The following is a 13,483-nucleotide window of genomic DNA, read 5'->3' as shown; positions in this document are numbered from 1 at the left end:
ACTTATGCGATCCCCATTTAACTGGAGATTCACCCCGCTGTTCGCAGTATTACTGCTGGCGGGTTGTGCATCTACCGACAATATAGCTCCCCAATCGACCTTGATGGATACGCAGCAGCTGCAATTGGCACAGCCGAAAGTCAGCTCGCTGGCCATCAGCCCACAATGGTGGCGCTCACTCAACGATCCCCAACTGGATAGGTTGATGACCCAGGCGCTGCAAAGCTCCCCCTCGCTGAGACAGGCCGCCGCACGCGTGCGCGAAGCCCAGAGCGTGATGGGTGAAGCCAGCGCCGCCAACGGGCCGAATCTGGACCTTAACGCCGGCATCACCCGTCAGCGTATTCCACAGAACGTCAATATGGGACTGGGTTATCCGCACAGGCCGATCTATGAAAGCTCCAACTCACTGGGGCTGAATCTGGCCTATGAGTTTGACTGGTGGGGGAAATACCGCAACCAGGTCAACGCTGCCAAAGCCCAGGTTGACGCCGCACGCGCCGAGCAGGAACAGGCCGCACTCACGCTGACCAGTTCGGTGGCTTCGGCCTATTATCTGTTGCAAAGCAACTATGCACAGGAAAAACTGCTCCAGCAGGAAGTCAATAACAATGACCGCCTGACCCAGCTGCGCCAGCAGCAATATCAGGCCGGCTTGTCCGGCGTGGACGTGCCACAACAAACCAAGGCGCAGTCTGACGGCGTCAAGCAACAGATTCTGCAACTGCAATCGCAGATAGAACAGCTCAAGCACCAGTTGGCTGCCCTGACCGGTCACGGGCCGAACGCCATGCAGCAACTGCGTCCAGTGAGCCTGCCGGCAGACAGCCTGCTGGCGCCGAAAGGGGAACTGACCGCCGATCTGTTGGGTAAACGTCCGGATATTGCGGCGCAGCGCCAGCTGGTCGAGTCATATAGCCAGCGCGTTTCTGCCGCACGCAAAGAGTTTTACCCCAGTCTGACCATTTCCGCCTTCGCCGGCCTGACCACCACCAACTCCAGTAGTACCAGTCCGAATCTGTTTGAAGCCGCCAGCCAGGCCTGGAATATCGCACCGGCCCTTTCGCTGCCGATCTTCCACGCGGGCGCGCTGCGCAGCAAACTGGGCGAAGAGTCCGCTCTGTACGATCAGGCGGTAGAAGGCTACAACCAGACTATCCTGAATGCCGTACAGGAAACCGCCGATGCCATTACCGTTCAGCAAAGCACTGCCCAGCAGTTGCAGCAGGCGGCATCAGCGTCCCAATCGATGCAGCAGGTGTACCGTGTCGCAAACGCTCGATACCAGGCAGGGATTATCGGGCGCGACGAGCTGTTATCCAGCCAGACGCAGCTGATTCAGCAGCAACAGGCGGAAGTTGTCGCCAGCAGCAATATGATGCAGGCGAAGATAGGATTGATCCGCGCCCTGGGCGGTGGCTATCAGGCCCCAACCAATGCGGATTCGAAAGCATAATAATAGATATCCCTTCAAGGGAATTAGAGCGTGGAGAACACCATGAGCGTAAGCGCGGAGACTCAAACCCCGCAACAACCGAAAGGCAAAAAGAAGCAGCGTAAATTCTGGCTGCTGCTGCTGACGGTTATTTTCATTGTTATTGGGGTGGCTTATTTAGTGTATTGGTTCCTGGTGCTGCGTCACCATCAGGAAACCGATGATGCCTACGTTGCCGGCAACCAGGTCCAGATCATGGCTCAGGTCTCTGGCAGCGTAAACCGTGTTAATTTCGATAACACCGATTACGTCAAGCAGGGAGATGTGCTGGTTACGCTCGATCCGACCGATGCCCAACAGGCGTTCGAGCGGGCACAAACCGCGCTGGCCAACAGCGTGCGCCAAACCCACCAGCTGATCATCAACAACAAACAGTATCAGGCCAATATTGCCCTGCGCAAATCTGACCTGAGCAAGGCGGAAAATGACCTCAAGCGCCGTGTGATACTGGGTAACGCCGGCGCCATCGGCCGCGAAGAACTGCAACACGCGCGTGATGCAGTCGCCAGTGCCAAGGCCGCGCTCGACGTGGCGGTGCAACAGTACAACGCCAATCAGGCGATGGTGCTGGATACGCCGCTGGAACAACAGCCGGCGATCAAACAGGCGGCAGCGCAAATGCGTGATGCCTGGCTGGCGCTGCAACGTACCAGGATCATCAGCCCGATCACCGGCTACGTATCGCGCCGCAGCGTGCAGGTTGGCGCGCAAATCGCCGCCGGTTCGCCGTTGATGGCGGTGGTACCGGCCGATCACGTCTGGGTTGACGCCAACTTTAAAGAAACCCAGATCGCCAATATGCGCATCGGTCAATCGGCTACCGTGGTCAGCGATGTCTACGGCGACGACGTGGTCTACCACGGTAAAGTGGCCGGCATCGATATGGGCACCGGCAGCGCGTTCTCGCTGCTGCCAGCGCAAAATGCCACCGGCAACTGGATCAAGGTGGTTCAGCGCCTGCCGGTACGTATCGAACTGGACGCCAAGCAGGTAGCCGATCACCCATTGCGTATCGGTTTGTCTACGCTGGTGACGGTCGACACCACCGATCTCGACGGTCGTGTACTGTCTGACGTGGTGCGCGACAAGCCACGCTATCAGAGCGATGCGCTGGCTCTGAACCTGGCGCCGGTTGACCAGCTGATCGCCGATGTCATTCATGCGAACGCCGGTTAAGCGCGCGGGAGGCTACCTTGGCACAAAAACCGCTTGAGGGCGCCCAGCTAACCTGGATGACGATCGCGCTTGCCATGGCGACCTTTATGCAGGTACTGGACTCCACCATTGCCAACGTTGCGATACCGACCATCGCCGGTAATCTGGGATCATCCAACTCCCAGGGCACCTGGGTAATCACCTCGTTTGGGGTGGCCAACGCCATTTCCATTCCGATCACCGGCTGGCTGGCGAAGCGTTTCGGCGAAGTACGCCTGTTCCTGTGGTCAACGGCGCTGTTCGCCCTCGCCTCGTGGCTATGCGGCATCTCCAACAGTCTGGGCATGCTGATCTTCTTCCGCGTGGTGCAGGGTCTGGTGGCCGGGCCGTTAATTCCACTGTCGCAGAGCCTGTTGCTGAACAACTATCCGCCGGCCAAAAGGGCCATGGCCCTGGCGCTATGGTCGATGACGGTGATCGTCGCGCCGATTTTCGGGCCGATCCTCGGCGGTTATATCAGTGACAACTATCACTGGGGCTGGATCTTCTTCATCAACATCCCGATCGGGTTGTTCGTGATTTTGGCCGCCATGGCGACGCTGAAAGGGCGGGAAACCAAAACCGAGATCAAGCCTATCGATACCGTCGGCCTGATTCTGCTGGTGGTCGGTATCGGTTCGCTGCAGGTGATGCTCGATCAGGGCAAGGAACTGGACTGGTTCAATTCGACCGAGATCATCACCCTGACGGTGGTCGCGGTAGTGGCGCTGCTGTTCCTGGTGGTATGGGAGCTGACGGATGATCATCCGGTGGTGGACCTGTCGCTGTTCAAGTCGCGCAACTTTACCATCGGCGTGCTCTGTATCAGCCTGGCGTATATGCTGTACTTCGGCGCCATCGTGCTGTTGCCGCAGCTGTTACAGGAGGTATATGGCTACACCGCCACCTGGGCCGGGCTGGCGTCGGCACCTATCGGGTTGATTCCAGTGTTGCTGTCGCCGATCATCGGCAAGTTCGGTAACCGGCTGGATATGCGTCGCCTGGTGACGTTCAGCTTTATTATGTATGCCGTGTGCTTCTATTGGCGCGCCTACACCTTTGAACCGGGCATGGACTTTGGCGCGTCGGCCTGGCCGCAGTTTGTCCAGGGCTTCGCCATTGCCTGCTTCTTTATGCCGCTGACCACCATCACGCTGTCAGGGTTGCCGCCGGAACGTATGGCGGCAGCATCCAGCCTGTCGAACTTTGTGCGTACGCTGGCCGGCTCGATTGGTACCTCGATCACCACCACGCTGTGGACACAGCGTGAATCGCAACACCATTCGCAGTTGGCGGAGTTTGTAAACCCTTACAATCCGCAGTCGCAGGAGATGTACCACAAACTGGAGCAGCTCGGCATGAGCCAGCAGCAGTCGTCGGCCTACATCGCCAACGAAATCACCGCGCAGGGGCTGATTATCTCGGCTAACGAGATCTTCTGGCTCGCCGCAGGGGTCTTCCTGATCCTGCTGGCGCTGGTGTGGTTCGCCAAACCGCCATTCAGTTCCGGCGGCGGTGGCGGTGGCGCGCACTGATCGCAAACCAAATAAAACGGGCGCTCAAGAGCGCCCGTTTCTTTATGCGAAAACCGCAATTATGCCTGGTTCTGACGCCACCAGTCGGCCAGCAGAATGCCGGTTGCCACCGATACGTTGAGGCTTTCCACCTTGCCGGTCCCCCCGATGGAGATGCTCATGTCGCCCTGCTGCCATGCGCTGTCGCTCAGACCGTCGCGCTCCTGACCCAGCACCAGTACCATTTTGGCCGGCAGCTTGGCCTGCGCCAGCGTGGTACCCTTATGGCTGGAGGTAGTGACGATGGTATAGCCAGCCTTACGGAAGGTATCCAGCACCGACAGGAAATCATCCGCATTGATCGCCTTGATGTGCTCCGCACCACCTTCGGCAGTACGCACCGCTGCGCCAGACTCCAGCAGCGCCGGATCCTGCAACAATACGCCGTTCACACCGAAATGTGCGCATGAACGCACGATAGCGCCCAGGTTGTGCGGATTGCCGACCTCTTCCAGCGCCAGCACGCAGTCTTTTGCCGGCGCGCTTTGCAGATAGGTCTGCGCATCCAGCCCCTGACGCTTTTTGATCAGGAAGCACACGCCGCCGTGGTGTTCGGTACCGGACGCCTTCGCCAGCTCTTCTTCATCCACCACGTGGTAAGCCTTGCGGTTGGCCGCCATCCAGCGCAGCGCTTCACGGAAACGCGGCGTGACCGACTGCACGAACCAGGCACGCACGATGGCGTCCGGACGGCTGGCGAACAGGGCCTGACAGGCATTTTCACCGTAGACGCGCGTTTCTTCCGCGCGTTGGCGGCGCAGCTGCTCCGGATCGATAAAACTTTTGCCGCTGATACCACCGTGATCGAACGCCGCTTCGTCGTCCGGGGCGCGGGACACGGTTTTCCACGGTGAATCATGGCCACCGCGCTCTTCGCTGCGCGCCGGGCGACGAGGACGATCGCCATCACTGCGGCGCGAATCGCTGGTGCGACGATCGTTGCCGCCACGCGGTTTATCCTGGCCGCTACGGGCGCCGCGCGCATTGTCTGCCGGACGGCCCTTGCCTGCCGGACGTTTGTTTTTGTTACGGTCGTCGCCGTTGTCGTCGTCACTGCGGACGTACATCACTTTAACTTTACCGTTCTTGCCACTAAATGAATCGTTCATTGTCTTCTCCACCAACGCGCAGGGCGCGAAGATTACCTGATGTCGGTACACTTAGCCACTAACTTGCACCATGCGCCATAATTCACGCCGCATCGCCGCAGCACCCGCGCGTATCCCTGCCCGCACGGGGCAGGATCCCTTGCCGAGCCTAGCCATCGGCGCCGACCGAGATACATGCGCAGTATGACGGCTATAAAAGCCCCCGACTATTAAATTCATTGAACAAACCGCTTTGTTCTATCACGTCATTTTAACGATAATAAATACCATTAAAGAAACATACCTGCGCCCTGCCGGGGCGGTATGCCAGCTTGCGTATCCGAGGTAACCATGAATACAGTTTGTGCAGCGTGTAATGCCACCAATCGCGTCCCGGAAGATCGTCTGGCTGACGGCGCCAAGTGCGGTCGCTGTGGCCATGAATTATTCGACGGTGAGGTCATCAACGCCACCAGCGCGACCTTTGATCAACTATTAAAAGACGATCTGCCGATCGTGGTCGATTTCTGGGCGCCGTGGTGTGGGCCGTGTCGCAACTTTGCGCCGATTTTCGAAGACGCGGCCGAAGAACGCGCCGGCAAAGTCCGTTTCGTCAAGATCAACACCGAAGCCGAACCAGAGCTGAGTGCCCATTTCCGCATCCGCAGCATTCCGACCATTATGCTCTTCCGTGACGGGAAGATGGTCGACATGCTCAACGGTGCCCTGCCCAAAGCGCCATTTGACAATTGGCTCAATGAGCTAGTCTAACGCAAAAAACCCCTGCACGCCGCCGCCCATTTATGTACGGCGGCCAGGCGAACTTAAGCCCGCGCACTCTCCCGCCGGGCTTTTTTCTACGCTACAATGGCGGTTTTATTCAGGACTGCTATGACCGACAACGCCGTACTTCGCCTGCGACAATTCCGTTTGGACCGTTCCACCCGCCCGTTTCTGGCGCGCGGCTGCCGCGTGGCGCGTTGTCAGGGCTGCCTGTTGCCGCAAAAGAACTGCCTTTGCGATACCATCACCCCGCAGCAGGCCACCAGCCGCTTCTGCCTGGTCATGTTTGGCGCCGAACCGTTAAAACCCAGTAACACCGGCCGGCTAATCGCCGATATTCTGCCGGAAACCCAGGCGTTTCTCTGGTCCCGCACCGACATCGATCCTGCGCTGCTGGCTGCGATCAACGATCCTGAGCGTCAGCCCTATGTGGTGTTCCCGGCATCCTACGCCGATCCTCAACGCCCGGTATGCAGCGAATTGCCCGCCAACGGCAAACCGCCGCTGTTTATCATGCTCGACGGTACCTGGGCCGAGGCGCGCAAAATGTTTCGCAAAAGCCCGTATCTCGATCGCTTCCCGGTGTTTTCACTGAACGTCGCCGCCGCCTCCGACTACCAACTGCGCGAAGCCAGCCGCGCAGAACAGCATTGTACCGCCGAAGTAGCCGCAGCCTTGCTGTTCCAGGCGGGCGACAGCGCCGCGGCGCTGGGTCTCAGTCAACACTTCAGTTATTTCCGCCAGCAATATCTGGCTGGTAAACCAACCCGACCAGCATCGCAAAGCGCTCCTTGCTGAACTGAACCACCGCGCGAAACCGGGCACGTCAGCAAAACGACGTCAACTCTGTGACCGGAGCGAGCAAAGGTGACCAACAAAGATACAGCGCAGGGAATGAAGGGTATAGAATCAGGCAACAACGTTTCCGCTAAGGAGTGAGGTTATGAGCCAGCGAGGCCTGGAAGCGCTTTTGCGTCCAAAATCGATTACCGTGGTTGGCGCATCTCAACAGCCTGGACGTGCCGGATTCCTGATGATGCGCAATCTGTTGAACGGCGGCTTCAGCGGCCCGGTATTACCGGTCACACCGCGTTATCACGCAGTATGTGGCGTAATGGCCTATCCTGACGTCGCCAGCCTGCCGTTAACGCCCGACCTCGCCGTACTCTGCACCCACGCTCGCCGTAATCTGGAGATCCTTGAAGCGCTCGGCGAACGCGGCTGCAAAACTGCCATTGTGCTGTCGTCACCGCCGGAGCAGTTCCCGCAACTGAAAGCCTGTGCACAGCGTTACGCCATGCGTCTGCTCGGCCCCAATAGCCTGGGGTTGCTGGCGCCGTGGCAAGGCATCAACGCCAGTTTCTCGCCGGTACCAATCCAAAAAGGCAAACTGGCGTTTATTTCACAATCCGCCGCGGTGGCCAACACCATTCTTGACTGGGCGCAGCAGCGTGAAGTCGGTTTCTCTTATTTCATCGCACTCGGCGATAGCCTGGATATCGACGTTGACGATCTGCTGGACTTTTTGGCACGCGACGGTAAAACCAGCGCCATTTTGCTGTATCTGGAAAATATCAACGATGCCCGCCGCTTTTTGTCGGCATCGCGCAGCGCCTCACGCAATAAACCCATTCTGGTGATCAAGAGTGGCCGTAGCCAGCAGGCACAGCGCCTGCTCAATAGCCAGCAAGGATTGGACGCAGCCTACGATGCGGCAATACAACGCGCCGGGCTGTTGCGGGTACAGGACACCCACGAGCTGTTTTCTGCGGTGGAAACCCTGAGCCACATGCACCCGCTGCGTGGCGAACGCCTGATGATTGTCAGTAACGGCGCAGCGCCGGCGGCAATGGCGCTGGATGAACTGCTGCGCCGCAATGGCAAACTGGCGGTTCCGGGCGAGGCCACCCAGACAACAATCGGCAAAGCGCTGCCGGAGTTTAGCCACCTCGGCAACCCGCTCGATCTGCGAGACGACGCGACGCCGGCCCGTTATCTGGCTGCACTCGAAGCCCTGCTCGACAGTACGGATTACGATGCATTGCTGCTGATCCATGCCCCCAGCGCCGCCGCACCGGGCACCGACACCGCCGAGACGCTGATTGATGCCATCCGCCGCCATCCACGTGGCAAACGCATTACACTGTTAACCAACTGGTGCGGCGAGTATTCTTCACAGGAGGCACGGCGGCTGTTTACCGAAGCTGGCATTCCCACCTACCGCACTCCGGAAGGGGCGGTGACGGCATTTATGCATATGGTGGAGTATCGCCGCAATCAGAAGCAGTTGAAGGAAACGCCCGCGCTACCCATCGGCCTGACGGCCAACGCTGCCGAAGCACATCAGCTGATTCACCAGGCGCTGGCGGAGGGCGCCAGCCAGCTCGATACGCATGAGGTACAGCCGATCCTGCAAGCCTATGGTCTCAGCACGTTGCCCACCTGGATTGCCGGTGATAGCGCCGAAGCGGTGCATATCGCCGAGCAGATTGGCTATCCGGTCGCATTGAAGCTGCGTTCGCCTGATATCCCGCACAAGTCGGAGGTTCAGGGCGTAATGCTCTATCTGCGTACGGCGGTTGAAGTGCAGCGCGCCGCAGACGCCATCCTCGATCGAGTGAAACGTACCTACCCGCAGGCCAGGATCCACGGCCTGTTGGTGCAGAGCATGGCGAATCGCGCCGGAGCGCAAGAGTTGCGTATCGCGGTGGAGCAGGATCCGATCTTCGGTCCACTGATTATGCTGGGCGAAGGCGGCCTCGAATGGCGTCAGGAAAATCAGGTGGCGGTTGCCCTGCCGCCGCTCAACATGGCATTGGCGCGCTATCTGGTGTTGCAGGCGGTGAAAGGCGGCAAGATCCGTGGTCGCAGCGCCTTGCGCCCGTTGGATATCCCCGGCCTCAGCCGACTATTGGTGCAGGTTTCCAACCTGATCCTCGACTGCCCGGAAATTACTCGGCTGGATATTCACCCGGTGCTGGCCGCTGGCGACGAATTCACCTTACTCGACGTTTCCATGCAGCTGGCACCGTTTAGCGGCGATCCGCAGGCCCGACTGGCGATACGCCCCTACCCGCATGAACTGGAAGAAACCATCACGCTGAAAGACGGATCGCACTGTCTGTTCCGGCCGATCCTGCCGGAAGACGAGCCGGCGTTGAAACACTTTATCGATCGCGTCACCAAAGAAGATCTTTATTATCGCTATTTCAGCGAGATCAACGAGTTCACTCATGACGATTTGGCTAACATGACGCAGATCGACTACGATCGGGAGATGGCTTTTGTTGCCGTTCGCCAGGGGGACGAAATTATCGGCGTAACGCGCGCGATGTCTGACCCCGACAACACCGATGCCGAATTCGCCGTCCTGGTGCGTTCTGACCTCAAGGGGTTGGGGTTGGGTCGTCAGCTGTTGGAAAAGCTGATCGGTTACGCGCACAGTCACGGCCTGCTGCGCCTTACCGGCATCACCATGCCGAATAATCGCGGTATGGTGGCGTTGGCCGAAAAGCTGGGCTTTACGGTTGACGTGCAGCTTGAAGACGGCATCGTCAATTTGACCCTGCCGCTACGGACTGGCACGGAGAAGTGACCGGCGTCGCAATGCGCTACGAATCCATTACTTAACGCCAAAACATACGCACAATCGAGGCAACTAGTGGTATTATCGCCCGATTATTTATTTTAATGTTTTAATGCATGTGGCGTTCCGGCCATCTAATTATGAGAGAAGAAGCGCACTGTGATGTTGTCAAAATTTAAACGTAGCAAACATCAACAACACCTTGCACAATTGCCAAAACTCCCCCAGACGGTGGCCGATGTCCGTACTCTATACACGCCGTCTGATTATCGCGCCACCCTGCTCAATGCTATCGCCAACGCGACGCAACGCATTTATCTGGTAGCCCTGTATCTGGAACACGATGATGCCGGCCGCGATATTCTGAACGCGCTGTATCTTGCCAAGCAAAACCGCCCTGAACTGGAAGTTTGCGTGCTGGTCGACTGGCACCGCGCACAACGTGGACGCATTGGCGCCGAGGCGACCAATACCAATGCCGATTGGTACTGTTCAATGGCAGACCAGCACCCTGACGCACCGGTCCCGGTATACGGCGTGCCGGTGAATACCCGCGAAGCAATGGGCGTACTGCACCTGAAGGGTTTTGTCATTGATGACACCGTGATTTATAGCGGTGCCAGCATTAACGACGTGTATCTGCATCAGCATGAAAAATACCGTTACGATCGTTACCAGTTGATTACCAACGACGTGCTGGCTGATACCATGATCGATTACATCAAACAGCATTTGCTGACCGCAGGTGCCGTGCAACGCCTCGATCGCTGCGATCGTCCCACCAGCCCGGAGATCAAAAACGAAACGCGGAACTTTCGCTTTGCGCTACGCCGAGCGGGCTATCACTTCCGTGGCAAGGCAGGTAATGATGAACTGGCAGTCACGCCACTGGTGGGCCTGGGCAAGCAAAGCGTACTGAACAAAACCATTCATCACCTGATGGCCTGTGCCGACCAAAAACTGACGCTGTGCACGCCGTACTTCAACCTGCCGGCGTTGCTGGTGCGCAATATCATTTATCTGCTGCGCCAGGGTAAACAGGTAGAAATTATCGTCGGTGATAAAACCGCCAACGATTTTTATATCCCGGAAGACCAGCCGTTCAAGATCATCGGCGCGCTGCCATATCTGTACGAAATCAACCTGCGCCGCTTTCTGACGCGCTTGCAGCGTTATATCGATACTGGGCAACTGATTGTTCGCCTGTGGAAAGACGGAGAGAACAGCTACCATTTAAAAGGCATGTGGGTTGATGATGAATGGCAGCTGATCACCGGCAATAACCTGAATCCGCGCGCCTGGCGCCTCGATCTGGAAAATGCCATCCTGATCCACGATCCCAAGCAGGAAATGCGCGAGCAGCGCCACAGAGAGTTGGCATGCATCCGCACCCATACCACCGTGGTGAGCCACTTCCAGGAACTGCAAAGTATTCAGCAGTATCCGATCAAAGTGCGCAAGCTAATCCGCCGTTTGCGTCGGATCCGCATTGACCGATTGATAAGTCGTATACTTTAATCCAGCTATACTTGTTTTAATCGACCCCGGCGAGGCTGGGGTTTTTTATGCGCCATGACAACAGGATGTTTTCATTATGCGTTCGCTGCGATCGGCTGTTCTGCTTCCCCTGTTGCTGCTCACTGGCTGTAGCCATTGGGCCAACGATGAGTGGACGGGGAAAGACAAGGCACAACATTTCATCGCCTCCGCTGCCTTTGCCGCCGCCGGCAGCGCCTATGGCGATCGCCAGGGCTGGAGTGAACCTCACAGCCGCAGCGTCGGCCTGGCGTTTTCCATCGGGCTAGGCGCCGCCAAAGAGCTGTATGACAGTCGCGCAGGCGGTTCCGGCTGGAGCTGGAAGGACTTCGCCTGGGACGTGGCAGGTGCCGCAACCGGCTATAGTCTCTACCACGCCACACGTTAAGCTAGAGCTGGATCTCTTTACCTTTGGCATGCAGCCGCAGTGAGACTATCAACGCCAACAGACACATGCCGGACACATACCAAAAGAAGGCATTTTCGATACCAAACGACTTCAACGACAGCGCCACGTATTCGGCCGAGCCGCCAAACATGGCGTTGGCTACCGCATAAGACAATCCCACGCCAAGTGCCCTCACCTCCGGTGGGAACATCTCGGCCTTCAGCAGCCCACTGATGGCGGTATAAAAACTGACGATCAGCAATGCCACGACGATCAAGCCAAACGCCAGATACGGGTTGGTGACGCTTTTTAGCGTAAACAGGATAGGAACCGTCAGCAGCGTTGCCAGGGTGGCAAAGGTCAGCATTGAATTGCGGCGACCAATACGATCAGACAGACCACCAATCACCGGTTGCAGCAGCATAAAGACAAATAAGGCGGCGGTCATGATCCCGCTGGCCAGCTTGGCGTCCATGCCCGCGGTATTGACCAGATATTTTTGCATATAGGTGGTAAAGGTATAGAAACTCAGCGAGCCGCCGGCGGTAAAACCCAATACCATCAAAAAGGCGCGACGATTCTTCCACAGCCCGGCTAACGACCCCGCGTCCTTATGATTACGGGTTTTGGCATCAGAGGTTTCGTTCAACGCGCGACGCAGAAACAGCGCGACAATCGCCAACACCGCGCCGAGCGCAAACGGGATGCGCCAGCCCCAAGCCTTCAATTCATCGGCAGACAGCACCTGTTGCAACGCCACCAGAACCAATAACGCCAGCAACTGACCGCCAATCAGGGTAACATATTGGAAAGAAGCCAAAAAACCGCGACGACCGGCAATCGCTACCTCACTCATATAGGTGGCGCTGGTTCCGTACTCGCCTCCCACCGACAGTCCCTGAAACAGCCGTGCGACCAGCAGCAACACCGGCGCCCAATAACCAATCGTGGCATAGCCCGGTAAACAGGCAATGGCCAACGATCCTGCGCACATCATACATACTGAAATCATCATCGAATTCTTACGACCATGTTTGTCAGCAATATAACCAAACAGCCAGCCACCGATCGGACGCATGAAAAAGCCAGCGGCGAATATGCCGGCGGTTTGCAATAACTGGGTGGTGCTGTTACCCGCAGGGAAAAAGGATGAAGCAAAGTAAATCGAACAGAAGGAGTAAACGTAGAAATCGAACCACTCCACCAGATTGCCTGATGAAGCCCCCACAATGGCAAAAATGCGCCGTTTCTTATCGTGCGCCTCCGCTACCGTATTGTCCGCTACATCTGAGGTTGTTTCTGTCATCGCATATTCTCCAAGCCAAATGAGGTCAAAAGGCATCCTGCCGTTAATTGTGACTTTATTGTTGGTTATAAGTTAACAACAATAAAGTTAGCAGGCGAAGAAAATAAACATCGTGGTTCTGAAAACCGCATGATTGTGATGACAATAAAAAATTAATGTAAAGTTCGGCCAAAATTTACAGCAGGGAACGGTTTTTTCCAATGCAAAAAGCCCTGAACATGCGTTCAGGGCTTTTTACTTTATTTGATGCCTGGCAGTGTCCTGCAATATTCGTCTCATCCTGAGACTCACCCCTGAGGGGCCGCCGCCAGCGGCGTTCCCATCCGTTCCCGACGGATGGGTCGCATGCCCATGCTCGAGCAGCACAGCAGATAACAGACAAAGTAAAAAGCCCTGAACGCATGTTCAGGGCTTTTTACTTTGTTTGATGCCTGGCAGTGTCCTACTCTCGCATGAGGAGACCCCACACTACCATCGGCGCTACGGCGTTTCACTTCTGAGTTCGGCATGGGGTCAGGTGGGACCACCGCGCT

General features: G+C 57.2%; 10 protein-coding genes and 1 rRNA gene. 8 read left to right on the top strand and 3 right to left on the bottom strand.

The genetic code is table 11. The annotated features are described in order from the left end of the window. Window positions 1–4 precede the first annotated feature (4 nt). From NYE85_RS09555 to emrB, 3 genes are read left to right on the top strand one after another with little or no spacing between them, the layout of a single operon-like run. The gene (locus NYE85_RS09555; RefSeq protein ID WP_259004491.1) at window positions 5–1,456 is read left to right on the top strand and encodes an efflux transporter outer membrane subunit; all 1,452 of its coding nucleotides are present in this window, start codon (window positions 5–7) and stop codon (window positions 1,454–1,456) included. A gap of 42 nt (window positions 1,457–1,498) precedes the next feature. Next, window positions 1,499–2,671 carry a multidrug efflux MFS transporter periplasmic adaptor subunit EmrA gene (emrA, locus tag NYE85_RS09550; protein ID WP_259004490.1) on the top strand — a complete coding sequence of 391 codons (1,173 nt, stop codon included), beginning with the start codon at window positions 1,499–1,501 and terminating at the stop codon, window positions 2,669–2,671. Window positions 2,672–2,688: 17 nt separating this feature from the next. Continuing rightward, window positions 2,689–4,224 (top strand): multidrug efflux MFS transporter permease subunit EmrB, encoded by a 1,536-nt coding sequence (gene emrB, locus NYE85_RS09545; RefSeq protein ID WP_039991823.1) that lies wholly within the window; start codon window positions 2,689–2,691, stop codon window positions 4,222–4,224. Window positions 4,225–4,283: 59 nt separating this feature from the next. Here the strand turns inward: emrB and NYE85_RS09540 are convergent, their stop codons facing one another. After that, window positions 4,284–5,372 (bottom strand): tRNA/rRNA methyltransferase, encoded by a 1,089-nt coding sequence (locus tag NYE85_RS09540; protein ID WP_259004489.1) that lies wholly within the window; start codon window positions 5,370–5,372, stop codon window positions 4,284–4,286. A 330-nt stretch (window positions 5,373–5,702) separates the two neighbouring features. On the opposite strand from NYE85_RS09540, the gene trxC reads away from it, so the two are divergent. The 5 genes from trxC (at window position 5,703) to NYE85_RS09515 (ending at window position 11,644) form a co-directional block, all read left to right on the top strand. Continuing rightward, entirely contained in the window at window positions 5,703–6,122 is a 420-nt protein-coding gene (trxC, locus tag NYE85_RS09535) for a thioredoxin TrxC (RefSeq protein WP_259004488.1), read from the top strand. Between the two features lie 120 nt (window positions 6,123–6,242). Further along, window positions 6,243–6,932, top strand: coding sequence for a tRNA-uridine aminocarboxypropyltransferase (locus tag NYE85_RS09530; protein WP_259004487.1), 690 nt, complete (start codon window positions 6,243–6,245; stop codon window positions 6,930–6,932). Window positions 6,933–7,077: 145 nt separating this feature from the next. After that, window positions 7,078–9,729 carry a bifunctional acetate--CoA ligase family protein/GNAT family N-acetyltransferase gene (locus NYE85_RS09525; protein ID WP_259004486.1) on the top strand — a complete coding sequence of 884 codons (2,652 nt, stop codon included), beginning with the start codon at window positions 7,078–7,080 and terminating at the stop codon, window positions 9,727–9,729. Window positions 9,730–9,882: 153 nt separating this feature from the next. Next, window positions 9,883–11,238 (top strand): CDP-diacylglycerol--serine O-phosphatidyltransferase, encoded by a 1,356-nt coding sequence (pssA, locus tag NYE85_RS09520; protein WP_259004485.1) that lies wholly within the window; start codon window positions 9,883–9,885, stop codon window positions 11,236–11,238. A 76-nt stretch (window positions 11,239–11,314) separates the two neighbouring features. Further along, a complete protein-coding gene (locus NYE85_RS09515) occupies window positions 11,315–11,644 on the top strand; it encodes a YfiM family lipoprotein (protein WP_259004484.1) in 330 nt (109 codons plus the stop codon). Window position 11,645: 1 nt separating this feature from the next. On the opposite strand, the gene NYE85_RS09510 is transcribed toward NYE85_RS09515, so the two are convergent. Further along, a complete protein-coding gene (locus NYE85_RS09510) occupies window positions 11,646–12,950 on the bottom strand; it encodes an MFS family transporter (protein WP_259004483.1) in 1,305 nt (434 codons plus the stop codon). Between the two features lie 429 nt (window positions 12,951–13,379). After that, window positions 13,380–13,483: ribosomal RNA gene (rrf, locus tag NYE85_RS09505) — 5S ribosomal RNA — on the bottom strand; the annotation flags it as partial.

It is taken from the genome of Serratia sp. AKBS12 (assembly GCF_024793895.1).
Taxonomy (GTDB): domain Bacteria; phylum Pseudomonadota; class Gammaproteobacteria; order Enterobacterales; family Enterobacteriaceae; genus Serratia_F.
Note: the sequence above shows the minus strand (reverse complement) of the source record. Positions and strands in the feature narration are given on the sequence as shown.

Coding starts and splice junctions, on each gene's coding strand:
- NYE85_RS09555 (WP_259004491.1), top strand. CDS start 5: ATGCGATCCCCATTTAACTGGAGATTCACCCCGCTGTTCGCAGTATTA.
- emrA (WP_259004490.1), top strand. CDS start 1,499: ATGAGCGTAAGCGCGGAGACTCAAACCCCGCAACAACCGAAAGGCAAA.
- NYE85_RS09540 (WP_259004489.1), bottom strand. CDS start 5,372: ATGAACGATTCATTTAGTGGCAAGAACGGTAAAGTTAAAGTGATGTAC.
- trxC (WP_259004488.1), top strand. CDS start 5,703: ATGAATACAGTTTGTGCAGCGTGTAATGCCACCAATCGCGTCCCGGAA.
- NYE85_RS09530 (WP_259004487.1), top strand. CDS start 6,243: ATGACCGACAACGCCGTACTTCGCCTGCGACAATTCCGTTTGGACCGT.
- NYE85_RS09525 (WP_259004486.1), top strand. CDS start 7,078: ATGAGCCAGCGAGGCCTGGAAGCGCTTTTGCGTCCAAAATCGATTACC.
- pssA (WP_259004485.1), top strand. CDS start 9,883: ATGTTGTCAAAATTTAAACGTAGCAAACATCAACAACACCTTGCACAA.
- NYE85_RS09515 (WP_259004484.1), top strand. CDS start 11,315: ATGCGTTCGCTGCGATCGGCTGTTCTGCTTCCCCTGTTGCTGCTCACT.
- NYE85_RS09510 (WP_259004483.1), bottom strand. CDS start 12,950: ATGACAGAAACAACCTCAGATGTAGCGGACAATACGGTAGCGGAGGCG.